General features: G+C 71.9%; 21 protein-coding genes. 14 read left to right on the top strand and 7 right to left on the bottom strand.

Translation table 11 applies throughout. From position 1 onward, the window contains the following. The first annotated feature begins 34 nt into the window (after positions 1 to 34). Positions 35 to 691, top strand: coding sequence for a nucleoside/nucleotide kinase family protein (locus AB0K67_RS28440; RefSeq protein WP_364066392.1), 657 nt, complete (start codon positions 35 to 37; stop codon positions 689 to 691). Positions 692 to 749: 58 nt separating this feature from the next. Beyond that, positions 750 to 1,916: an MFS transporter gene (locus AB0K67_RS28435; RefSeq protein ID WP_364066390.1), complete on the top strand. Its 1,167-nt coding sequence runs from the start codon at positions 750 to 752 to the stop codon at positions 1,914 to 1,916. A 1-nt stretch (position 1,917) separates the two neighbouring features. On the opposite strand, the gene AB0K67_RS28430 is transcribed toward AB0K67_RS28435, so the two are convergent. Continuing rightward, positions 1,918 to 2,340 carry a hypothetical protein gene (locus tag AB0K67_RS28430; protein ID WP_364066388.1) on the bottom strand — a complete coding sequence of 141 codons (423 nt, stop codon included), beginning with the start codon at positions 2,338 to 2,340 and terminating at the stop codon, positions 1,918 to 1,920. 242 nt (positions 2,341 to 2,582) lie between these two features. Between AB0K67_RS28430 and AB0K67_RS28425 the strand changes: the two genes are divergently transcribed. Next, entirely contained in the window at positions 2,583 to 3,065 is a 483-nt protein-coding gene (locus AB0K67_RS28425; RefSeq protein WP_364066385.1) for a hydrogenase maturation nickel metallochaperone HypA, read from the top strand. Here the strand turns inward: AB0K67_RS28425 and AB0K67_RS28420 are convergent. Beyond that, positions 3,053 to 4,345 carry an ArsB/NhaD family transporter gene (locus AB0K67_RS28420; protein WP_364066383.1) on the bottom strand — a complete coding sequence of 431 codons (1,293 nt, stop codon included), beginning with the start codon at positions 4,343 to 4,345 and terminating at the stop codon, positions 3,053 to 3,055. The genes AB0K67_RS28425 and AB0K67_RS28420 overlap by 13 nt on opposite strands. Positions 4,346 to 4,497: 152 nt before the next feature. On the opposite strand from AB0K67_RS28420, the gene AB0K67_RS28415 reads away from it, so the two are divergent. The 6 genes from AB0K67_RS28415 to AB0K67_RS28390 all read left to right on the top strand — a co-directional run bounded on the left by AB0K67_RS28415 (position 4,498) and on the right by AB0K67_RS28390 (position 9,249). Then, positions 4,498 to 5,232: a class I SAM-dependent methyltransferase gene (locus AB0K67_RS28415; protein WP_364066381.1), complete on the top strand. Its 735-nt coding sequence runs from the start codon at positions 4,498 to 4,500 to the stop codon at positions 5,230 to 5,232. A gap of 199 nt (positions 5,233 to 5,431) precedes the next feature. Continuing rightward, a complete protein-coding gene (locus AB0K67_RS28410) occupies positions 5,432 to 5,830 on the top strand; it encodes a hypothetical protein (RefSeq protein WP_364066378.1) in 399 nt (132 codons plus the stop codon). Positions 5,831 to 5,968: 138 nt separating this feature from the next. Beyond that, positions 5,969 to 8,215, top strand: a complete 2,247-nt coding sequence (secD, locus tag AB0K67_RS28405) for a protein translocase subunit SecD (protein ID WP_364066376.1) — start codon at positions 5,969 to 5,971, stop codon at positions 8,213 to 8,215. 205 nt (positions 8,216 to 8,420) lie between these two features. Further along, positions 8,421 to 8,810 (top strand): VOC family protein, encoded by a 390-nt coding sequence (locus AB0K67_RS28400; protein WP_364066374.1) that lies wholly within the window; start codon positions 8,421 to 8,423, stop codon positions 8,808 to 8,810. A gap of 51 nt (positions 8,811 to 8,861) precedes the next feature. Next, complete coding sequence (locus AB0K67_RS28395; protein WP_364066371.1) at positions 8,862 to 9,110, top strand: hypothetical protein; 249 nt, start codon at positions 8,862 to 8,864, stop codon at positions 9,108 to 9,110. After that, entirely contained in the window at positions 9,076 to 9,249 is a 174-nt protein-coding gene (locus AB0K67_RS28390; protein WP_364066369.1) for a hypothetical protein, read from the top strand. The genes AB0K67_RS28395 and AB0K67_RS28390 overlap by 35 nt, the downstream gene beginning before the upstream one ends. 30 nt (positions 9,250 to 9,279) lie before the next feature. On the opposite strand, the gene AB0K67_RS28385 is transcribed toward AB0K67_RS28390, so the two are convergent. Both AB0K67_RS28385 and AB0K67_RS28380 read right to left on the bottom strand, forming a co-directional pair. Then, positions 9,280 to 11,370 carry a SpoIIE family protein phosphatase gene (locus tag AB0K67_RS28385; protein ID WP_364066367.1) on the bottom strand — a complete coding sequence of 697 codons (2,091 nt, stop codon included), beginning with the start codon at positions 11,368 to 11,370 and terminating at the stop codon, positions 9,280 to 9,282. Positions 11,371 to 11,534: 164 nt separating this feature from the next. After that, positions 11,535 to 12,161: a TetR/AcrR family transcriptional regulator gene (locus tag AB0K67_RS28380; protein ID WP_364066364.1), complete on the bottom strand. Its 627-nt coding sequence runs from the start codon at positions 12,159 to 12,161 to the stop codon at positions 11,535 to 11,537. 141 nt (positions 12,162 to 12,302) lie between these two features. On the opposite strand from AB0K67_RS28380, the gene AB0K67_RS28375 reads away from it, so the two are divergent. The 4 genes from AB0K67_RS28375 (at position 12,303) to AB0K67_RS28360 (ending at position 17,425) form a co-directional block, all read left to right on the top strand. Continuing rightward, a complete protein-coding gene (locus tag AB0K67_RS28375; protein ID WP_364066362.1) occupies positions 12,303 to 13,490 on the top strand; it encodes an SGNH/GDSL hydrolase family protein in 1,188 nt (395 codons plus the stop codon). A 198-nt stretch (positions 13,491 to 13,688) separates the two neighbouring features. After that, positions 13,689 to 15,089: a xylan 1,4-beta-xylosidase gene (locus AB0K67_RS28370; protein WP_364066359.1), complete on the top strand. Its 1,401-nt coding sequence runs from the start codon at positions 13,689 to 13,691 to the stop codon at positions 15,087 to 15,089. Positions 15,090 to 15,245: 156 nt separating this feature from the next. Further along, positions 15,246 to 16,244, top strand: coding sequence for a sporulation protein (locus AB0K67_RS28365; RefSeq protein ID WP_364066357.1), 999 nt, complete (start codon positions 15,246 to 15,248; stop codon positions 16,242 to 16,244). A 203-nt stretch (positions 16,245 to 16,447) separates the two neighbouring features. After that, on the top strand, positions 16,448 to 17,425 hold the full coding sequence (locus AB0K67_RS28360; RefSeq protein ID WP_364066355.1) for a winged helix-turn-helix domain-containing protein: 978 nt from the start codon (positions 16,448 to 16,450) through the stop codon (positions 17,423 to 17,425). 69 nt (positions 17,426 to 17,494) lie between these two features. Here AB0K67_RS28360 and AB0K67_RS28355 read toward each other — a convergent pair whose 3' ends face one another. Both AB0K67_RS28355 and AB0K67_RS28350 read right to left on the bottom strand, forming a co-directional pair. Next, positions 17,495 to 18,031, bottom strand: a complete 537-nt coding sequence (locus AB0K67_RS28355) for a hypothetical protein (RefSeq protein WP_364066353.1) — start codon at positions 18,029 to 18,031, stop codon at positions 17,495 to 17,497. Between the two features lie 133 nt (positions 18,032 to 18,164). After that, the gene (locus AB0K67_RS28350; RefSeq protein ID WP_364066350.1) at positions 18,165 to 19,643 is read right to left on the bottom strand and encodes an Nramp family divalent metal transporter; all 1,479 of its coding nucleotides are present in this window, start codon (positions 19,641 to 19,643) and stop codon (positions 18,165 to 18,167) included. A 200-nt stretch (positions 19,644 to 19,843) separates the two neighbouring features. Between AB0K67_RS28350 and AB0K67_RS28345 the strand changes: the two genes are divergently transcribed. Next, positions 19,844 to 20,263, top strand: coding sequence for a hypothetical protein (locus AB0K67_RS28345; RefSeq protein WP_364066348.1), 420 nt, complete (start codon positions 19,844 to 19,846; stop codon positions 20,261 to 20,263). 325 nt (positions 20,264 to 20,588) lie between these two features. Here the strand turns inward: AB0K67_RS28345 and glgC are convergent, their stop codons facing one another. Beyond that, positions 20,589 to 21,824, bottom strand: a complete 1,236-nt coding sequence (gene glgC / locus AB0K67_RS28340; protein ID WP_364066346.1) for a glucose-1-phosphate adenylyltransferase — start codon at positions 21,822 to 21,824, stop codon at positions 20,589 to 20,591. Between the last annotated feature and the right edge of the window lie 81 nt (positions 21,825 to 21,905).

Below are 21,905 nucleotides of genomic sequence, written 5' to 3'. Positions count from 1 at the left end.
CGCGAGCCCCCTCGATAATGAGGGGGCCAGGTGGGTGAACGGGGGTGCGTGGTCGATGGGCGCGGAGCTGGCCGAGCGGGTACGCGGGCTGTGCGAGGGCGAGGATCGGGTGCTCGTCGGCATCGCCGGCTGCCCGGGCGCGGGCAAGTCGACGCTGGCCTCGTGGCTGGCAGGTGCGCTCACCGGGGCCGGGCTGCCCGCCGTCCACGTGCCCATGGACGGCTACCACCTCGCCGACGTCGAGCTCGAACGCCTCGGGCGGCGCTCCCGCAAGGGCGCCATCGACACCTTCGACGCCCACGGCTACCTGGCGCTGCTGCGGCGCGTACGCACCGAGACCGGCTCGATCGTCTACGCGCCGTCTTTCGACCGCGAGATCGAGCAGCCCATCGCCGGCGCCATCCCCGTCCTGCCCGAGACCCGCGTCGTCGTCAGCGAGGGCAACTACCTGCTCTCCCGCACCGACCCCTGGCCGGCCGTGCGGGCCGCCATGACCGAGGTCTGGTACGTCGACCTCGACGACCGTGTCCGCCTCGACCGGCTGACCAGGCGGCACGTCCGGTTCGGCAAGACACCGGAGGAGGCGGCCCGGTGGGTCGCCTCGGTCGACGAGCCCAACGCCGCCGCGATCCGCGCCACCCGCGACCTCGCCGACCTCCACATCGACTTCGACGCGCTCACCCTGCCCTGAGCCGCCCCGGCCGCCACGACGGAGTTGCCGGTCCCGCCGGGCCGGGTTAGCGTGCCGCATGCTTCCAGGCGGAGACGCGTCGGAGGCCGAGAGGCCGGGCGGCGCGGGCGAGCGGCCGGTGGGCGGCGCGGGTGAGCGGCCGGTGGGCGGTGCGGGTGAGCGGCCGGTGGGCGGTGCGGGTGAGCGGCCGGTGGGGGGTGCGGGTGAGCGGCCGGTGCTGGCCGAATGTCCGGACTTCCTGCGCCTGTTCGCCGGGAACACGGTCTCCCTGCTCGGATCGAGCGTGACCACGGTGGCGCTGCCGCTGACGGCGGTCGTCCATTTGGGCGCGTCGGCCGGCGAGATGGGCGTGCTGGGCACGCTCGCCCTGGTGCCGCACCTGGTGCTGGGCCTGCCCGCCGGCGTCTGGGTCGACCGCTTACCGTACCGCCGGGTGGTGGTCCTGGCCGACGCGGTCAGGGTGGTGCTGCTCGGCGCGCCGCCCCTGCTGGCCGTGCTCGGGGCGCTGCGGATGTGGCACCTGTACGTGGTCGTCACGCTCGCCGGGGTCGCCGGCCTGTTCGAGTCGGTGGCCGCCCAGTCCTTCACCCCGAAGCTCGTGCCCCGGGACCGCCTGCCGGCCGCCAACAGCACGCTCATGCTGAGCAACGCCACCGTCGGCACCACCGGGTCGGCCGTGGGCGGCCTGCTCGTCTCGGCGCTCACCGCCCCCGTCGCCATCGCCGTGGACGCCGCCTCGTTCGCCGTCTCCGCGCTGGTCAAGTCGCGCATCCGCACGGACGGCCGGCTGCCTGAAGCGGAACGGCGCACCCCCGAACGCGGCCGCCTGCCCGGCGCGCGGCCGGCGAAGGAGATCGGCGAGGGGCTGCGGGCGGTGTTCGGGCACCCGGTCATGCGGGCCGTGTTCCTCGCCGCCACCGTGGGCGCGTTCGCCGTCCTGCTGCTCGCGCAGGTGCTGAAAGGCGCGGGACCCTCCCTATACGGCGTCAACCAGCAGACCTTCCGCCAGATCCTGATCCCCGCCGGGCTGCTCTCCCGCGCGAACGCCACCTGGCGTTTCCTCGCCTACGGCGGTCAGTCGCTGGGCGCGCTGGCGGGCGGCGCGGCGGGCGCGCTGCTCGGGCTGAAGGCGACGCTGGTCGTGACGTCGTGCCTGATGCTGGCGGGCACCGGCATCGGGCTGTTCTCGCCCGTACGCGGCCTGCGCCGCCTGCCGGACGGCTGAGTCAGTGGTGCGTCATGGCGGGAAGCAGCAGATACCGGTACACCTCGTAACCGACGAAGGCCAGCACCGGCACTCCGGTCGCGATCAATAAGCGGCGCGGCAGCGGCACGCGTGCGGCGGGCCGGGTGACCGGTTCGACGGGCAAGGAGGGCACCCTGGCGGGCGGCAGCGGGTCGGCCGCCGCCAGCTCGGGATGGCGGTCGAGGTAACCGGGCGGGAACGAGGTCAGCCGGGACGACCCGCACGCCGGGCAGCACGGCCCCGACCAGGGCGGCTGCACGGGAAGCCCGTGCTTCGACCAGACCTCGACGGTGCCGCCGTGGCCGTCGGCGAGATGCCGGACCACGTACGGCTCCTCCCAGACGTGCAGGCAGCGCAGGCACTCGAACGGCCAGGAAACGCGGGATTCGAACTCTTCGCGCAAGAGGAAGCACCCCCGGGCGGACTCCGGCGATCAGCGTTCGCTTTGAGTGTCCGCCCGGTGGCACGTCCTCCTTCAAGGCGAGGTTGCGACACTTTCCGCTACACAATGGTCACCGTTTGTGGTGTTGCGTGGCCATAGGAGCTGACTTCTGACTGCGGCCGGCGGACGTTTGTGCAGGTCAGGCGTGCGGTATGTGCGTTACCGGCCGCCCGGGCAGGGCCGGCGTGACAGGAGGGGGACGGATGCCGGGGTTGCGGGGGAACGAGAGCGAGCTCTGCGCCGAGTTCGCCGAGGTGATCGACGACCAGGCGGCCGGGCGGCGGGTGGAGGCGGTCCGCGTGCGCATCGGGGCCAGGCACGCGGTGGACGCGGAGGCGTTCAGGCGGGCCTTCAGCGAGGCGGCGCGCGGCACGGCCGCTCAGGACGCGGCGGTCCACCTGGTGCTCTCGCCGGTGACGGTCGAGTGCGAGGCGTGCGGGCGGCGTACGGAGACGCTCGACCCGCCGCTCAGGACGCCCGCGCACGCTCAGACGGCGGCGCGGGGAGCCGCCGGAGCGCCGCCACCGCGCACCTGGACAGGTGACGCAGGGGACGACCGGGACGAGGAGGCGTACGCCTGCCCCCGCTGCGCGAGCGACCGCGTGACCGTGACCGGCGGCGACGAGCTGGCGCTCGAGGCCGTCTGGTTCCGCACGGAACCGATCGTGCCCCCTCAGACCAGGTAGCGCAGCCACAGGTACGGCGCGCACAGCCCGATCGTGACCACGGTGACGATCAGCCCGTACCGGGTGAACTGCCAGAAGCTGATCGGGGTGCCGTTGCGCGCGGCGATGCCGAGCACCACCACGTTGGCCGCCGCCCCCACGGCCGTGGCGTTGCCGCCCAGGTCGGCACCGAACGCGAGCGCCCACCACAGCACCTGCGCGTGCTCGTTGCCGCCCGCGGCCTGGACGAGGTCGGCCACGATGGGGCTCATGGTGGCGACGTACGGGATGTTGTCCACGATCGCCGACAGCAGGCCGGACGCGCCGAGCAGCACCATCGTGGTCAGCCCCAGCCGGCCCTGGGTGGCGTCGGCCGCCGCCCGCGACACCTGCTCGATCACGCCGGTGTGCACCAGCGCGCCGACCATGATGAACAGCCCGGCGAAGAACACCAGCGTCGGCCACTCGACCTCGCGGATCGCGTCCGACGTGGTGACCTTGGTGGCCGCGACCAGCACGCCCGCGCCCAGGATCGCCACCACGGACGGCTCGTAGTGCAGCACCGGATGCAGCACGAACGCCGCCATGACCAGCGCGAGCACGGTCAGCGACTGCCACAGCAGCCGCCGGTCGGCGATGGCCTCGCGCTCGTCGAGCGCCATGACCTCGGCCGCGCGCTCCGGGTCGTAGGTGAACGCCTTGCGGAACAGCACCCGGCACAACCCGATGAAGACGATCATCAGGACGACCACCATCGGCGCCATGTGGACGAGGAAGTCGTTGAAGCTGAGACCGCCCCGGCTGGCGATGATGATGTTCGGCGGGTCGCCGACCAGCGTGGCCGCGCCGCCGATGTTGGAGGCCATCGCCTCCGCGATCAGGAACGGCGCCGCCGGCAGCGCCAGCCGCTCGCACACCAGGAACGTCACCGGCGCGATCAGCAGCACGGTCGTCACGTTGTCGAGCAGCGCCGAGGCCAGCGCGGTGATGACCACGAGCAGCACCATCAGCCGGTACGGCCGCCCCTTGGCCCGCTTGGCCGCCCAGATCGCGAGGTATTCGAAGACCCCGGTCTGTTTCAGCACGCCGACGATCACCATCATGCCGAGCAGCAGGAAGATGACGTTCCAGTCGATGCCGGTCTCTTCGGAGAAGAACGCCGCGCTCGCGTCGGTGGCGTGGATCAGCAGCATGATCCCGGCACCGCCGAGCGCCGCCGCCACGCGGTGCACCTTCTCGCTGGCGATGAGGGCGTACGCGACCAAGAACACCGCGACGGCGGCCCACGCGAGAACCGTCACGGGCGGATCTCCGGGGAGAACGTGCTCGGCATGCGGTGAAGCCTCCTCAGGGAACGACGACGACCATCGCCGACCAGACTTCCCGGCACACCTGCCACCAACGTATCAACTAGCGCCAAACAGCACATCATCGGGCGGCATAGGGTGGCCGCATGGCTGACGCGCACTTCGAACACCCCCGCCTCGCCGCCGTCTACGACCCCCTCGACCCCGACCGGGGCGACCTCGACGTCTACGCCGCCATCGCCGCCGAGCTGGGCGCGCGGCACGTACTCGACGTCGGATGCGGCACGGGCACGTTCGCGCTGCTGCTGGCCGGGCGCGGGCTTGAGGTGACGGGCGTCGATCCGGCGGCGGCCTCGCTCGACGTGGCGCGCGCCAAGCCGGGCGCCGAGCGGGTGCGCTGGATCCACGGCGACGCGACGGCCGTGCCGCGCACGCTGGAGGCCGACCTCGCCACCATGACCGGGAACGTGGCCCAGGCGATCGTCGGTCCGGATGACTGGGCGGCCACACTCGACGCCGTGCACGCGGCACTGCGGCCGGGGGGACACCTGGTGTTCGAGACCCGTGACCCGGCCAGGCGGGCCTGGCTGGAGTGGAACAGGGAGCAGACCTACCTGCGGGCCGACATCCCGGGTGTGGGCGTGGTCGAGCACTGGGTCGACCTGCTCGACGTCAGCGGGCCGCTGGTGACCTTCCGCGGCACGTACGTGTTCGCCTCCGACGGTCAGGTGCTGACCTCCGAGTCCACGCTGCGCTTCCGGGAGTGCGACGAGGTGAGCGCCGACCTGGCCGCACACGGCTACGCGGTCAAGGAGGTCAGGGACGCGCCCGACCGGCCGGGCCGCGAGTTCGTCTTCCTGGCCGAACGCCCGGCCGGCTGACAGCCGCGCTTCCCGGCCGGCCGATGCGGCGACGCCCGGCCCGTTGACTCCGGTGACGGGCTCCGCGTGGCACGCCCGCACCTCGGTGTCGACGGGCTTCGGGCGGCGCGCCCGCACCTCGGTGTCGACGGGGCCCGCGCGGCATGCCCGCGTTCCGGCTTCCGAGGGCTAGGGTGAGGCGCGAAGGGAGGGGAGCGACATGCGCAACCGGCTGCCGGCCGTTCTGCTGCTGCTCCTGTCCTGGTTCCTGCCGGCCACCGCGCACGCGCAGGCCCAGCAGGCCGCCGCCGCGCACGCGGCCGTCCAGGGGATCGACGGCCTCAAGCGCGAGGTTCCCACGGTCCACGCCGCCTCCTGGCCGGCCGAGCAGCGGCACGCCGCGCTCCGGCACGTGCCGCACCCGCCGCCGGCCGTACGCGCCTGGTCGCCGCCCGGCATCGCAGGCGGCGTGCCCGGTGTGGCCGACGTGCCACCGCCCGCGCAGGCCGACTTCCGGCATCCGTGGGCCGTCGTCGTCCCGCGCGCCTCCTGCGGCGCTCCCGCGGGCTGCCGGCCGCCCGCCACGCCGCCCCGCGCTCCGCCCTCCACACGGCACTGACAGCGTCCCTTTTCCGGAACGACCCGCCGCCGCACGCCGCCCCGGCGCGCCCGCGACCCTCCCCGAGTACGGCGAGGGCGCGCGGCATGTCCGCGTGACGGCATGCGCGGGCGGCGGGCCAAGCCTGTGGAGGCTCCCATGAAACGTGCGCCGCTCTGGCGTGCGCTGGCGGCCTGTGCCGTCATCGTGATCTCAGTGATCATCAGCTTCACCAACAGTCCTCGCCTGGGTCTCGACCTGCGCGGGGGCACCCAGCTCGTCTTCGAGACGAAGGACTCGCCCAAGGTCAAGGCGGACGCCGCCGCCACCGACCGGGCGATCAACGTGCTGCGCCAGCGCGCCGACGCGCTCGGCGTGGTCGATCCCACCCTGGTCCGCTCCGGCGAGCGGCGGATCATCGTCGAGCTGCCCGGCGTGCTCGACCCCCGGCAGGCAGCCGAGGTCATCGGGCGTACCGCGCAGCTCTCCTTCCACGCCGTGCTCGGCACCGCGGAGGAAGGCGACAAGTCGGCCGTACGGGACGAGAGCGGCGCGCCGCTCAAGATCGGCCCCGCCGTCATCACCGGCGACGGGGTCACCGACGCCGTCGAGCGCAGCGACCCCCAGCGCGGCCCCGGCTGGTGGGTCAGCATCGACTTCCGCGACGGCGAGGCGTGGGCCAAGCTCACCGGGGAGGCCGCCTGCCAGGCGTACGGCGATCCCCGGCGCCGGGTCGCCATCCTGCTCGACAACGAGGTGATCTCCTCGCCGTCGGTGGACCCGTCCATCGCCTGTGGAGTCGGCATCACCGGCGGCGGCACCGAGATCACCGGGTCGTTCACCCACGAGGAGGCGCGCGACCTGGCCGTGCTGATCAAGGGCGGCGCGCTGCCCGTCCCGCTCGACCTGGTCGAGCAGCGTACGGTCGGCCCGACCCTCGGCGAGGCCGCCATCAAGGCCAGCGCCGAGGCCGCGGTGACCGGGCTGCTGCTGACCGCCGTGTTCATCGTGGCCGTCTACCGCCTGTCGGGGCTGCTGTCCACGATCGCCCTGCTGTGCTACGGGCTCATCTCGTACGCGGCGCTCGTCGCGATGGGCGCCACCTTCACGCTGCCGGGCCTGGCCGGGTTCGTGCTGGCCATCGGCATGGCCATCGACGCGAACGTGCTCGTCTTCGAACGGGCCAGGGAGGAGTACCAGCAGGCGCCCAAGCGGGGGCTGCGCGCGGCACTCCTCCGCGGCTTCAAGAACGCCTGGAGCGCCATCGCCGACTCCAACATCACCACCCTGATCGCGGCCGGGCTGCTGTTCTGGCTCGCCTCGGGGCCGGTCAAGGGGTTCGGCGTCACGCTGGGCGTCGGCGTGATCGCCTCGCTCGTGTCGGCCATGGTCATCACCCGCGTGCTCACCGAGGCCGTCATGAACCGCGCGGGGCCGCGCATCTCCGGCCTCGGCTCCCCGGGCGCCGTCAGAACCTGGCTCAACCGGCGGAACCCGCAGGTCATGCGGGGACGCAGGCTGTGGCTCGCGATCGCGGGCGTCCTCGCGGCGGCGGCCGTCGCCGGGCTCGCCGTACAGGGGCTGAACTTCGGCGTCGAGTTCACCGGCGGGCGGCTCGTCGAGTTCGGCACCTCCAAGCCGATCTCCGCCGAGGCGGCGGGGCAGGCCGTCGCGCGGGCCGGATTCCCGTCCGCCGTGGTGCAGACCGGCGACGACGGCGTCACCGTACGCGCCGCGCGGCTCGGCCTGGAGGAGACCGCCAGGATCGAGCAGGAGCTGAAGAAGACCGACGCCGGAGAGGTCACCAAGCGGCGCGAGGAGTTCATCGGCCCCAGCCTGGGCGAGGAGCTGCGGCGCAACGCGCTCATCGCGCTCGGCGTGGCCGTGGCCATGCAGCTCGCCTACCTCGCCTTCCGCTTCCGCTGGACGTTCGGCGCGGCGGCGGTGACCGCCCTGGTCGTGGACGTCGTCCTGGTGGTCGGCATGTTCGCCTGGCTCGGCAAGCAGATCGACGGCGTGTTCCTGGCCGCGATGCTCACCATCGTGGGCTACTCGGTCAACGACAAGGTGGTGGTGTTCGACCGGGTCAGGGAGCTGTGGGCGGCCCGGCCCAAGGAGCCGTTCGCCGCGGCGGTGAACGGCGCGATCCTGCAGACGCTGCCGCGTACCGTCAACACCGGTCTCGGCGCGCTGTTCATCCTGGTCGCGCTCATGGTGTTCGGCGGCGACTCGCTGCGGGACTTCGCGATCGCGCTAGTCGCGGGCATCGTGGCGGGCACGCTGTCGTCCGGCTTCGTGGCCGGGCCCGTGGCGATCCTGCTGTCGCGCTTCGACCGCAAGCCGCCGCCCGCGCCGCCCGCACCCAAGCCCAAGCGCGAACGCCAGGGCACGGGCGCCGTCGTCTGACGACACGCCGGGGAAGCCGGGGCGCGTCATGGCGTGGCGCAGGCCGCACGTCTGGCGGCGCGTCAGGAGGGCCGGGCGTCTGGCGGCGCGCCGGGAGAGCCGGGCGTCCGGCGGCGTCGGGGAGGCCGGGCCGCGAACGTGCGGCCTCCCCGGCCTCCCCGGCCTCCACCGGCATTCCCGGCCCGGTGCGGGGAACAGGTCGGGAATGGAGGTGCTGAGCAGCCGCGTACTGCTGCGTCCCCGCGACCCCGAGCGCAGCCGCCGCTTCTACGCCGAGACCCTCGGCCTGGCCGTCTACCGCGAGTTCGGTCCGCCCGAGCAGCCCGGCACCGTGTTCTTCCTCGGCCAGGGCTTCCTGGAGCTCTCGGGCACCGCGCGGGGCACCACCGACGGCTCGCCGTTCGCCCTCTGGCTGCAGGTACGCGACGTCGCCCGGGAGGAGCGGCGGCTCAGGCAGGCGGGCGTCACCGTGCTGCGCGAGGCGCGCAAGGAGCCCTGGGGCCTGGTCGAGCTCTGGATCGAAGACCCCGACGGCCACCGCATCGTGCTCGTCGAGGTCCCCGCCGACCACCCCCTGCGCCGCGACACCCGCTGACCGGCGCGTCCGGGACCGGTCCCGCATGCCACGATCACCGCTGCTCTGGCGGTGGCCGCGTCCGTCGCGTTCGCCCCCGCCGCCGGTACCACCGCCGCGGCACACACCGCCGCCGCGCAGGCCGCCGCGACGCACGCCGCCGGGAGCACGGCGGCGAAGCCGAAGAAGAAGAGCAAGAAGCCGAACCTGCGGGCCTGCTACGACGGCACGTGCAAGCTCACCATCACCAAGCCCGTCTCGTTCCGCGTTCACCCCCAAGCTCGGCGTGACGCGCCTGTCCATCTCCTTCTCCTCCACTGAGGTCCACGTACGGGGCTTCGGCGGGGGCGTGATGGTGGAGAGCTGGTTCGACAAGTACTCGAGAGGCCCGATCAACGACATCAAGGTCAAGGTGATCTCGGTGTCCGAGGAGAAGGCCGTCCTTCGGCTGCGCGCCTGAGGGGACGAGTCGTCCGGCCGGCCGCGCCGGCTACGACCCGCCGGCGTTGCGCAGGAGCAGTACGGCGATGTCGTCGAGGCGCTGTTCGATCACGTCCGCGCCGGTCAGCCTGTCGGCCAGGTGGTGCAGGGGCCTGCCGGGCTCAGGGCGGAACCGGGCGGCCAGGGCGGTGATGCAGTCGCCCAGGTCGAGCCCCGGCTCCTCGATGAGGCCGTCGGTGTAGAGGGCCAGCACGGAGCCGGGCGGCATGGGGATCTCGGTGGCGGTGTACGTGGCGCCGGGGTCCACGCCGAGCAGCGGGCCCGGCACGGTCTCGACGACGCTGCCGGGGCCGCCCGGCCGGCCGAGCACCGGCGGCGGGTGCCCGGCGCTGGCCAGGTGCGCGGTCTGGTCCGACAGATCGATGCAGACGTACAGGCAGCTCGTGAAGCGGTCGGGGCTCACCTCGGTGAGCAGCCGGTTGGTGTGCGCGAGCACCTCGCCGGGGTCGGCGCCCGCGGTGGCGTGGGCGCGCATGGCGGTGCGCACCTGCCCCATGAGGGCGGCGGCGGTCACGTCGTGGCCCTGCACGTCGCCGATGACGGCCGCGGCCGTGTCGTCGCCGAGCTTGATCAGGTCGTAGAAGTCGCCGCCGATGTCCATGCCGGGGGTGGCGGGCACGTACCGGGCGGCGACGTCGAGGCCACGGATGCGGGGGAGGGCGTGCGGCAGCAGCTGTTCCTGGAGGCACTGGGCGAGCTCGTGGTTGGCGTCGTAGAGGCGGGCCCGCTCGAACGCCTGCGCGATCAGCCCGGCCAGCGCGGTCAGCGTGGCCCGCTCGTCGCTGCCGAACCGATGCGGGCGGTCGTAGGCGAGGACGCAGGAGCCCATGGGCCGCCCCGAGGTGATCAGCGGCAGGAACGCCCACGCGGACATGTCGTCGAAGCGCAGCGAGCCGGGATAGGCCGCGCGCAGCTCCTCCCACGTCGAGAAGAACTCCGGCCGTTGCCCGCCCGGAGGCACGGGCTTGACGGCCGGGCGGTCGTTGAACGTCTTGACGGCCTTCCTGCTGAAGCCGCGCGATGCGGCCACCCGCTTCCTTCCGCCCGCGCTGGTGAGGATGGCCAGCGCCTGCACGTCGTAGACGGGCATGACGTGGTCGGCGACCAGGTCGATCACCTCTTGGGCGGTCACCGCCCTGGCCAGCGCGGCGGCGAGCTGCAGCATCTCGTGCACGGCGATGACGCGCGGCCGGCGCGCACCGGGCGGGCGGCGCACGTCCATGGCGGGCGTGATGCGCAGCGTGACGCCGGAGGGGCCGGGGAACATCTGGAACGACAGTGCGCGCCCGACGGGGTCGCGGGTGGTGACGTGGGTGACCTCGCGGGCGACCACGGCGGCGCGGTAGCCGTCCTGGAACGCGGGGTCGCGCAGCCATGGCAGCGCGTCCCACAGCCGCGCGCCGACCACGTCGGCGGGAGAGCGGCCGAGCAGGTCGGCGGCGGGGGCGCTGAGCAGGGTCACGTGGCCGTCGGTGTTCAGCGCGCAGTGGCCTTCCGGCAGCCGGTTGAGGCAGTCGAGGGCGACGAGCCGCGGGTCGGCCTCGTCGGACGGCGGCGGGGGCAGCACGCGGGGCCGGGGGCCCGCGGTGATGGGCCGGCCCGCCCGGTGCGCCCGGTGGATCAGCAGGCCGATCTCGTCGCAGGCCCGCTGGATGACCTCGCGCTGGCGTCCGGTCAGCTCGCGGGTGCGCCCCGCGGGCCACAGCAGCATGACCCCGCCGCAGATCCGGCCGTTGGCGCGCATGGGGGACAGGGCGACGGCGTAGTGGTAGGGCAGGGTCAGCGCGGCTTCGGGGAACTCCCTGGCGAGCTGCTCGCGCCCGGTGATCCAGACCAGCCGCTCCTCACGGACGGCGACGGCGATGGGCATGGGGTCGCCGGTGCGTATCCGCGCCCAGGAGCGGGCGATCGGCGCGGGCATCCCGGTGGCGGCGGCCATCTGGAGCACGTCGCCGGCCTTGTCCAGCAGGTACGCGGCGCCGATGTGGGCGCCGGTCCCGGTGACGGCCTCGATCAGCAGCCCGTCGAGGCGGGACGAACCGTTCGCCGCGCCGCGGGCCTGACCATGCCTGCCGAGCACCTTCTCAGCACGCCTCGCTCACAGCACGTGAACACGGCCACCAGAAGAAACCTCGCATACGTGAAGAATACGCCCACCAGAGGAAATAATCGGTTACGTTCCGCTCATTTCCTTGCCGTCGCCCACAACGGGACCAGGGGCATACCTGAGCGCGCCACCGCAGGTCAGGACACGGGTTCGGGGAGGCGGAGCCCTCGCTGCAGAAGCTGGTGCAGGTGCGCGCGGAAGCGCCGCAGCTGCTCGTGGTCCTCGACGCCGCGCCGCGTTCCCGTACCGTCGAGCACGCCGCTCAGCGCGAAGCCGTGGATGCACCAGATCATCGTGTACGTCGTGTGCAACGCGTCGGCCCCGGCGGGCCCGGCCACCGTGGCGATGGAGTCCACGATGTGCTGGGTCAGCGGCTGCGCCCCCTTGAGCTCCAGATCGACCACGTCGCTGGCGTCGGACAGCCAGCGGTGCGCCCACAGCGCCGCCACCTCGGGATGGTTCACGCACCCGTCGATGTAGGCGTCGATGAGCGCGCGCAGCGCCTCGGCCTTGTGCTCGGGCGGCGCCGCCCCCACCGCGTCGGCCCTCGCCTGGAGCGGCCCCGCCAGGATCTCGCGGGCCCGTTGCATGACCTCCACGTACAGCTCCCGCTTGGCAGGGAAGTGGGCCGCGACCTGCGCCGGGTCCAGTCCCGCCGCCTCGGCGATCTGCGCCATCGAGGTGACGTCGTAGCCGAGCCCGGCGAACAGGCGGGTCGCCGTCCGCAGGATCAGCTCCCGGCGCTCGCCATCAGGAGAGTCCATGAACGCGACCCTAGGCGTACGAAGCAGCCATTCCTACGACGTAACCGGCAAGAGCCGGTAAAACCCCACCCGACCCCGGCGGGACGCTGAAAGGTTCGATAAAGTGCCGAAAATCTGGCGTGTCGATGGGAGGCCGTTCGCATGGACCAGGCGCCGATCCGTCCCGCCCGGCACTGGGTGACCACCTGGACGGCCATGCCCCAGCTCACCGAGCCGGACAACATGCCGCCGCCCCCGTACGCCAAGGAGGGCCTGAGCCTGCCCGACACGACGCTGCGGCAGACGGTCAGGGTGTCGGCCGGCGGGCGGCGGATACGGCTGCGGCTGTCGAACGCCTTCGGCGGCGCGCCCCTGCCGCTCACCCGCGTCTCCGTGGCGCTGCCGCGCGGCGGCGCGGCGGGCACCAGCGCGATCCTGCCCGGCACGTCCAGGCCCGTGACGTTCGGCGGGCGGGCCTCGGCGGTCGTGCCGGTGGGCGCGCACGTGGTGTCGGACCCGGTGGAGCTCGATCTCGCGCCCGGGTCGGTGCTGACGGTGAGCGTCCACCTGGCCGAAGGGCTGGCGTCGGATGAGCTGACCTCGCACCCGGGCTCGCGCACCACCTCGTACCTGATCGGCGGCGACCACGTGACGGCGGAGGACCTGCCCGGCGCCACCCCCGTCGACCACTGGTACCTGATCAGCGCCGTCGAGGTGTGGGCGCCGGAGAGCCTCGGGACGCTCGTCCTGCTCGGCGACTCGCTGACCGACGGCAGGGGCTCCACGACCAACGGCAACGACCGCTGGCCCGACCTGCTGTTCGACCGGCTGCCCGGCATCGCGATCGCCAACCAGGGTGCGGGCGGCAACCGGGTGCTCAACGACGGGCTCGGACCGAGCGCCCTGGCCAGGCTCGACCGCGACGTGCTCGCGCAGAGCGGCGTCCGCTGGCTGGTCGTCTTCGAGGGCGTCAACGACCTGGGCACCGCACCCGCGACCCGCGAGGCGCAGCAGGAGGTCGCCGACGCGCTGATCGCCGCGTACGAGCAGATCGTCGTCCGGGCCAGGGCCAGGGACCTGCTGGTGTACGGGGCCACGCTGACGCCGTTCGGCGGCCACGACCCCTACGACGACCCCGACGGGCACCGGGAGGCGGCGCGGCGGCGAATCAACGACTGGATCAGGACGGCGGACCGCTTCGACGCGGTGATCGACTTCGACGCGGCGGTCCGCGACCCGGCCGCGCCGCACCGGCTCGGGGCCGCGTACGATGAGGGCGATCACCTGCACCTCGGCCCGGCCGGCTATCGGGCGCTGGCCGCCGCCGTCCCCGAGACCCTGTTCCTGTGAGGTACGGAGTTCCTGTGAGGTACGGATGACGCGCTTGACCGCGTTGACCGCGTCCGTGCAGCTCTGCGGGACCTCTGCGGATCGATAACGATTATCTGAGAATCATCTGAGAAATCCGCCCCCCGCCCGTGACCCTCCGCCCACTCATGGAACGCTACCTGCGGAATGCACACGGTTCATGAGTCAGGTGAGTAACGGGTGGCATCGGACAACGGCGGATCGTTCTGGCGCGGGTGGGGAAGGAGCGCGAGGAGGGCGGCGGTCGCCGCGGGCGTCACGGCCTTGGCCGTCGTGGTCGCGAGCTGCGGCACCCAGGGCACCGGCGAGGCGGGCGCGCCGCCGCCGCAGCAGACCTCCGCCGCGCCCCAGACCCAGAGCGCCGCTCCTGAAGGCGACGCCGTCAAGCCGCCGCCCGTGCCGGACGACTGGCCGCGCTGGGGCCTGACGCACACCGGCGTCAGCGCCAACAACGTCACCAGGCGCTTCGAGCAGGTGGTGGCCGGCTGGCTGGGCCGTACGCCGATGCTGCAGAACCAGCACATCATGGGCTTCGGCGCGGTCAACCCCGAGCCGTACCCCGGCGAGTTCTACTGGGAGGACCTCGACAGCCGGCTCAACCTCATGAAGCAGTCGGGCGCCACGCCGATCATCACGCTCTGCTGCGCGCCCGACTGGATGAAGGGCGGCCCGAAGGGGCCCACCGAGGAGTCGGCCTGGGCCGAGCACCTGGAGGACGCCCCCTACCCCGAGCACTTCGACGACTTCGCCGAGCTGGCCGCCGCCGTCGCCGAGCGCTACAGCGACGTCAAGTACTTCCTCGTCTGGAACGAGCTCAAGGGCTTCTGGAAGGACCACTCCAAGCCCGCCGACTACAAGGGCTACACGCAGCTCTACAACAAGGTCTACGACGCGGTGAAGAAGGTGCGGCCCGACGCTCAGATCGGCGGCCCGTACATCGGGTTCGACAGCAACCGCAGGGGCGACTCCGAGCTGCGCGGCGACTGGGGCGTGGTCAACCAGCACGTGATCGACGCCTTCGACTACTGGTTCGAGCACAAGAAGGGCGCCGACTTCATCGTGGTCGACGGCGCCTCGCCCACCGACGCCCACGAGCTGCTGCCCGACGAGTTCGGCGCGCTGTCGAAGTTCGCCGACGTCACCGCCTGGCTGCGGAAGAAGACCGGCGACATGCCGATCTGGTGGTCGGAGTGGTACTTCGTGCCCGAGGACGGCACCCGCTGGAAGGAGCCCATGCGGCTCGCCGTCCAGGCCGTCTCCATGATGGAGCTGGCCCGCGGCGGCGCGGCCACCGCCCTCTACTGGAACCCGCAGGCCAAGGAGGGCGAGTGCGTGGGCTGCATGTGGGACCCGCGCACCGGCGCCCAGACCCCGACGGGGAAGCTGGTCGCGAACTTCACCCGGTGGTTCCCCGCCGGTGTGCCGCTCGACCCCGTGACCTCGTCCGACCCGGCCGTGCGGGTGCTCGCGCAGCCGGAGCAGCTCCTGCTGGTCAACACCAGCGACGGGCCCGTCACGACGACCGTGGACGGCAAGGAGTACCGGCTCAAGGCGTACGAGATCAAATGGACCGGCCGCTGACCAGCCGTAACTTCCGATCTGACCACGGCGCGGACTATGAACGTGCAGGTCAGACCGGATCGGTATGGATGCGCGAGCCCCGGAACTTGGGCGGCGAGCTGATCGTTGACGCCAGCGGCACACAAGTCGATCTTCGAAACAGGGAGAACTAGAGCCGTGGTCTTCAAGAGGATGCTGGGAGCGTTCGGCGTCGGCGCGCCCTCGGTGGACACCGTCCTGTCCACGCCGCGGACCCAGCCGGGCGGCACGCTGGAAGGTGAGGTACGGCTCAAGGGCGGCGAGTTCGACGCCGAGATCGAGCACGTCACCCTCGGCCTGGTCGCCCAGGTCGAGATCGAGCACGGCGACGGGGAGGCGGCCGGGCTCGGCGAGTTCTCCCGCGCTCAGGTCTCCGGCCCCTTCACGCTGCGCAAGGGCGAGGACCGGGTCATCCCCTTCCAGATGCCGGTGCCGTGGGAGGCCCCGATCAGCGAGATCGGCGGGCAGCCGCTGCGCGGCATGGCCGTGGGCGTGCGCACCGAGCTGGCCATCGCCAAGGCCGTCGACAAGGGCGACCTCGACCCGGTGGCCATCGAGCCGCTGCCCTCGCAGCTGCGCATCCTGGAGGCGTTCCTGCAGCTCGGCTTCGCGTTCAAGTCGGCCGACCTGGAGGCGGGGCAGCTCTACGGCGTGCACCAGGAGCTGCCGTTCTTCCAGGAGATCGAGTTCCTTCCCGGCGGCAACTACGCGGGCCTGGTGGGCGAGGTCGAGGTGACCTTCGTCGCCGATCCGGCGGGCCTTGAGGTGGTGCTGGAGGCCGACAAGCGCACCGGCCGCTTCTCCTCCAGCGACGCCATCGGCCGCTTCACCATCAGCCACGACGACGCGCTGCGCACCGACTGGCCGGGCGAGCTGAGCCGCTGGCTCGACTCCCTCGCCCAGTACGGCCACGCCGCCCCCTACGGCCACCACGACGCCCACTACGACCCCCATCACCATGGGCACCACGACCACCACGGTCACCACGGGCACCACGGTCACCACGGCGGTCCCGGCCTCGGCATGGTGGCCGCGGCGGGCGCCGCCGGCGTGGTCGGCGGGCTCGTCGCCGGCGAGGTCGTCGAGGAGGTCGTGGAGGAGTTCTTCGAGGGTGACGACGAGGGCGGCGACTGGTAGCCGTCACCGCCTCGCCCGTCACCGCCCCCGGAGCCGCGCCGCCGGGGGCGGTTCTTGTTCTCCGGGGGGAGACGCAGGTCAGCCGGGGTGCGAAGCGTTAATAACCGTGCAATCGGGCTGAAAGTGCGAAGAAAGCGCCCTGAATAGGTTGGCTCACTGTCCGTAGAGCCGATCTTCAAGGAGCCGACGTAAACAGCACGACCGTGTGGAGCGAGCTGCACATCACCGCCACGCCTCAGCTGTCCCTCTCGATCTCCCCGCACGTCACGGCGCTGGCCTGGCTGGCCGACGCGCTCGCGGGCCGCCGCCGCGGCCTGCCGGATCTGTGGCGCAAGGCCATCGGCGCGCGCGTCTCCCGGCTCGGTCACCAGGCCGTACGCCCCCTCGCCGCCCCCGGCGCCGCCGCGGGACCCGACTGCCTCGTGCCCCGCCTTCCCAGCGAGGGCGACGCCTCCATGCACGACCAGCTCGCCGCCCTGCGCGACATGCCCCCCGACCGGCTGGTCCGCGACCTGGAGCAGGCGTTCGGCACGGGACCGCTGCCCGTCCAGTGGCGCTCGGCCGCGGAACGCCCCCGCCAGTGGCTGCACGGCTACGCCGGCGCCGTCGCCGACGTCTGGAGCATCGCCGAACCCCTCTGGAAGCGCGCCCGCGCCCTGCTGGACCGCGAGATCGCCCGGGTCGGCGTGGCCACCGTGCGCGGCGGCCCCGAGCTGGTGCTCGGCGCGCTCAGCGACCGCATCGCCTGCACCGAGCGCGGGCTGCGCATCAACGGCCTGGACGGCGGCCGCCACGACCTCGGGGGCAGGAGGATCGTCCTGGTGCCGATGCTGGCCGGCAAGGACGCGGTCATCGCCGGTCTCGACGGCTCCGACGCCGTCTGGATCGCCTACCCGGTGCCCGGCGCGCAGACGCTGTGGAGCAGGCCCGCCGCCCCGGCGCACGACGAGTTGTCGGCGCTGATGGGCCCCGTGCGGGCCGACCTGCTCTGCGCGATCGGCCGGCCGATGACGATGAGCATGCTCGCGGCCGACATGAAGATCACACCGAGCAGCATCACGTACCACTGCGACCGGCTGCGGGACGCCCGGCTGATCACCAAAGAGCGGCGCGGCCGTGAGGTCTGGGTGGGCCGCACCCGCCGCGCGGAGGAGCTGCTCGAGCTCTACCACCGCCGCTGACACAGGGGACGAAACGGAAGGGGCGCGCCGGTCCGCAGCAATCCGGCGCGCCCCCCGTGCTGTCGTCGCTCAGCGGCTGAACTGGTACAGCAGCGGCCCGTCGAGCTTCCAGCCCGGCTCGTTGGCCAGGATCTTCTCGGTGTGCGCGGCGATCGCGAGCCGCCACCTGCCGTTGTTGGACAGGCGGAACACCTTCACGTCACCGCCGGCGCGGGCCGACCCGGGAGCGTAGCCCAAAATGCCGTCATAGCGGAACTTGCCCGACGAGACCAGGCGCTCCCGCTCGTCGACCGACGCCGTGACCAGGTAGCTTGCCTTCTTCTCCCAGCGCAGCCGGAACAGCGGCTTGCCGCCGGGGAAGGGGCTGCGCGAGATGTAGTACAGCGGCGTCTGGGTGGTCGACCAGCCGTGCTTGGTGATCGCGGTGTTCTTCTCCGACTCGCTGCTGGTGTAGAAGAACCCGCCGTCCTTCGTCACCAGCTCGTAGACCTTGACGTGCTCCGCGGCGACCGTCGTCCTGGCGGTGGCGGCCTGGGCGGGGGAGAGGCCGGCGGAGAGCGTGGCGCCTAGCGCCACCGCCAGCGCGAGGCCGGCGGAACGGGTCATACGGCCGAACGGCAAGGCCATCGTGTGTTACCTCCGTTGCTGAATCGGGACGCGCTCAGCTAACACCGCCCGACCGGCTCCGGATCGTCATTTCGGCTATGTTCAAAGCATCGTCGCGGTAGCCCTTTTCGGCCTAGAACGTCACCAGCGGATCCCCGACGAAGTCGGCGATGAAGTTGACGAAGAAGAACCCGAAGAACAGCACGTTGAGTACCAGGATCACGTAGTGCCACGGCCGCGGCCTGGCCGGGCGCGGCAGCCTGCTGTTGAGGTACATCAGCAGGAACGGATAGAGCAGCGCCCCCAGGTTCGACATGTTCGCCGACCACTCCACCAGCCCCACGGGCAGCGACTGGAAGATGATGATCGAGATGACGACCAGCAGCAGGAGCATGAACGGGTAGTAGAAGCGGCGCGGGTCGCCCTCGATCAGCCGGCGCAGGCGCGGGCTGGTGGCGTTGGCCGCGTCGGTGGTGACCCGGACCATCGCTTCGAAGATGCCGAGCTGCGTCGAGAACAGCACCATCACCCCGACGACCAGCGCGATGTAGAAGACCACCCGGCCGTACTCGCCGCCCAGCGCCGAGGCCACGAACGTCGGCACGTTCGCGCGGGTCGGCCGCTCGCCCGCCAGCGTCACCGCCTGGGCCATGAGCAGGGTGGGCAGCAGCATGCCGAGGATCGCCCCGACGAAGAACACGCCCCACATGTCCACCATGAGCAGCCGGTACCAGCGCTTCCACAGGCCGCGGTTCTTCTCGTCGTCGGGGAACGTGATGCCGCTGGCCAGTACCGTCGTGCGGTCGCCGCGCAGGCCGGAGATGTAGCCGACCCGGTGGCCCATGCCGTAGCCCTTGTCGCGGTAGTGGCCCATGACGTACCAGTTCAGGCCCGAGGCCAGCGCCGTGAACCCGGCGAGCGCGCCGAGCTGGGTGGCGGTGATCCCGGCCGGCGGCGCCGATGGCGTCAGGAAGCCGCGGATGCCCTCCCACCACTGGCTCCACGGCACCACCAGCAGGTCCACGGCCAGCAGGGCGATCAGAATGCCGCCGATCATCACCCAGTTCGCCAGCTCCAGGGCCCGGCTGATCTTGCGGGCCGCCGCGGTGATGAGGAAGACCAGCACGAGCAGGGCGGTCGCCCACAGGCGCGGCTCGGTCGCGTCGGCCGCCGGAGGGACGCCGTGCACCAGCGCGTACACGCCCTGGCCCGCCGACGCGGCCCAGCCGCCGGCGATGAACGAGAAGATCACGATGAGCACCGACAGCGGCACCCACAGCGGCCAGCCCGGCGGCACCCGCCCCCAGCCGACCACCGGCGTCTCGCCGGTCGCGATGACGTAGCGCGAGCACTCGACGTTGTAGAACGTCTGCAGCAGCGCCGACACCACGATGACCCAGCCGACGCCGACGAATCCGTACTGGCCCACGCTGAGCGGGCCGAGCAGCCACTCTCCGCTGCCGATCGAGATGCCGAGGGCGATCAGGCTCGGCCCCACGGCGTACTTGAGAATCTCCTTGAAGCCGATCTTGGAGACCTTGAAGACCTCCTCCGGCGCGGGCAGGTCGGCGACTTCCAGGTCCGGACGGCTGACTCCGAGTGGGTGCGACATCTCACTGCCTCCTGCCGTTCAGCGTGATCCCGGACGGCCACCGCAACAAGGCCCAATTGCCCGCTGTACGCGGTGATCCGGCGACTTCGCCGCAGTCCCCGCCAAGGTGACGAGACGGTTCAGGCGTGGCGGTTCCTCACCCCTCGGAACGATTACGTAGAGTAGTGGTCGATGTCACAGAGTGACTACAGGGGGGGATCATGAAAGGTAAGCTCATAGCGGCAGGCGGTGCGCTCGCCACCGCCGCCGCGCTCTGCGCGATGGCCACGCCGGCCCAGGCGATCGAGCGCTGCGACCTCGGCATCAGTGACCGTACGCACACGCTGCGCATCGACCCGTGGGGCGTGTACGCGGGCAAGCGCAAGGCCAAGGCCTGCCACCGCAAGCGGGTCCACCACGACCGCTTCGACCGCTTCGACCGCGGCTTCGACGACCTCGGCGACGAGTTCGACGAGGATCTCGGCGACGACGAGGCGGTCGAGGACGAGGACCTCGACCAGGCCGACGAGCGTCCGCACTGGAGCTTCTGGGGCCACCGCGGCTTCGACAACGGCTACGGCGCCGCCCGCTACGGCAACTGGAACGGCTACAACTGGCCGGGCCCCTGGTACGGCGTGTAGTGACGCCATCGGCCGCGCCGGCTCGTAGGCTCGGCCGCCGCCCCGGGGCGCTCTCGCGGCGCCCCGGGCACCCCTCCACCCCCTGTATCACCCTCTGAGCCGCGCCCAGCGGCCCCGCGCCGGCCTCCCAGGAGGCCCGCCCCCCTCACACCGAACGTTCTCCGGCCGCCTCGGCGGCCTTCCGCGTCACCCTCCCGCGGCCGTCGCCTTCGCATGCGCCACCCCACCCGCCGCGCTCACGGCGGGGTCTCAAGGCATGCCCGTGCACCCGTACACACCGAGGGGCGGTGCGCCTCGGAGGGAACCCGAGGCGCACCACGCTGCGTCAGCGGTCGACGATCTCGTTCTTGCCGATCACCACGACCCCGCCCCGGGTCAGCGCGAAGCGGCTGCGGTCGTACTCCGGGTCGAAGCCGATCCGCGCGCCGTCGGGAATGACGACGTTCTTGTCGATGATCGCCTTGCGGACGACCGCGCCGCGCCCGACCTTGACGTTCTCCATCAGCACGGAGTCCTCCACCAGCGAGTGCGAGTGGAGCACCACCTTCGGCGACAGGATGGACCTGATCGCCGTGCCGCCGGAGACGATCACGCCGGGCGAGACCAGCGAGTCGATCGCCCGCCCCACCCGGTCGCCGTCGTTGTGCACGAACTTGGCGGGCGGCAGCGGGTCGTGCCCGGTGAAGATCGGCCACTTGTCGTTGTACAGGTTGAACACCGGATGCGCCGAGATGAGGTCCATGTGGGCCTCGTAGTAGGCGTCCAGCGTTCCGACGTCGCGCCAGTAGCCGCGGTCGCGCTCGGTCGAGCCGGGCACGATGTTGTGGGCGAAGTCGTAGACGTCCGCGCCGCCCGACTTCACCAGCATCGGGATGATGTTTCCGCCGAGGTCGTGCTTGCTGGAGGGGTCGAGCGCGTCCTCACGCAGCGCGTCGATCATCGCCTGCGTCTTGAACACGTAGTTGCCCATCGACGCGAACACCTCGTCGGGGGAGTCGGCCAGCCCCACAGCGTCCTTCGGCTTCTCCCTGAACGCCACGATGCGGCGCCCCTCGGGATCGGTCTCGATCACGCCGAACTGGTCGGCCAGCGACAGCGGCTGCCTGATCGCGGCCACCGTCACGTCCGCACCCGACTCCTCGTGCTGCTCGACCATCTGCCGGGGGTCCATCCGGTAGATGTGGTCGGCGCCGAACACGATGACGTGCTCGGGCTCCTCGTCGTAGATCAGGTTCAGGTTCTGGAACAACGCGTCGGCGGAGCCGGAGAACCACCTCGGCCCGAGCCGCTGCTGCGCCGGCACCGGCGTGACGTAGTTGCCCAGCATCGCCGACAGCCTCCACGTACGCGAGATGTGCCGGTCGAGGCTGTGGTTCTTGTACTGCGTCAGCACGACGATCTTCAGGAACCCGCCGTTCGCGAGGTTGGACAGCACGAAATCGATGAGCCGGTACATGCCCCCGAACGGCACCGCCGGTTTCGCCCGATCCGCCGTGAGAGGCATGAGCCTCTTGCCCTCTCCACCTGCCAGCACAACCGCAAGCACCCTCCGGGACCTCATGCCCAGGACGCTACCCTCAAATGGCCGATCTATCGACGAAACCCGCAGCGAGATCCTCCCGTGTGTCGGTATTTGCGATGC

Origin of the sequence: Nonomuraea sp. NPDC052634, from assembly GCF_040678535.1 — a bacterium.
In the GTDB taxonomy this organism is placed as follows: domain Bacteria; phylum Actinomycetota; class Actinomycetes; order Streptosporangiales; family Streptosporangiaceae; genus Nonomuraea; species Nonomuraea fastidiosa.
This window is presented reverse-complemented; position numbering and strand designations above follow the sequence as displayed.

Bases quoted from the DNA above. Each gene is read 5' to 3' on its own strand.
- AB0K67_RS28375 (WP_364066362.1), top strand. From the start codon at position 12,303: ATGGACCAGGCGCCGATCCGTCCCGCCCGGCACTGGGTGACCACCTGG.
- secD (WP_364066376.1), top strand. From the start codon at position 5,969: ATGAAACGTGCGCCGCTCTGGCGTGCGCTGGCGGCCTGTGCCGTCATC.
- AB0K67_RS28435 (WP_364066390.1), top strand. From the start codon at position 750: ATGCTTCCAGGCGGAGACGCGTCGGAGGCCGAGAGGCCGGGCGGCGCG.
- AB0K67_RS28350 (WP_364066350.1), bottom strand. From the start codon at position 19,643: ATGTCGCACCCACTCGGAGTCAGCCGTCCGGACCTGGAAGTCGCCGAC.
- glgC (WP_364066346.1), bottom strand. From the start codon at position 21,824: ATGAGGTCCCGGAGGGTGCTTGCGGTTGTGCTGGCAGGTGGAGAGGGC.
- AB0K67_RS28410 (WP_364066378.1), top strand. From the start codon at position 5,432: ATGCGCAACCGGCTGCCGGCCGTTCTGCTGCTGCTCCTGTCCTGGTTC.
- AB0K67_RS28415 (WP_364066381.1), top strand. From the start codon at position 4,498: ATGGCTGACGCGCACTTCGAACACCCCCGCCTCGCCGCCGTCTACGAC.
- AB0K67_RS28345 (WP_364066348.1), top strand. From the start codon at position 19,844: ATGAAAGGTAAGCTCATAGCGGCAGGCGGTGCGCTCGCCACCGCCGCC.
- AB0K67_RS28355 (WP_364066353.1), bottom strand. From the start codon at position 18,031: ATGACCCGTTCCGCCGGCCTCGCGCTGGCGGTGGCGCTAGGCGCCACG.
- AB0K67_RS28380 (WP_364066364.1), bottom strand. From the start codon at position 12,161: ATGGACTCTCCTGATGGCGAGCGCCGGGAGCTGATCCTGCGGACGGCG.
- AB0K67_RS28425 (WP_364066385.1), top strand. From the start codon at position 2,583: ATGCCGGGGTTGCGGGGGAACGAGAGCGAGCTCTGCGCCGAGTTCGCC.
- AB0K67_RS28400 (WP_364066374.1), top strand. From the start codon at position 8,421: ATGGAGGTGCTGAGCAGCCGCGTACTGCTGCGTCCCCGCGACCCCGAG.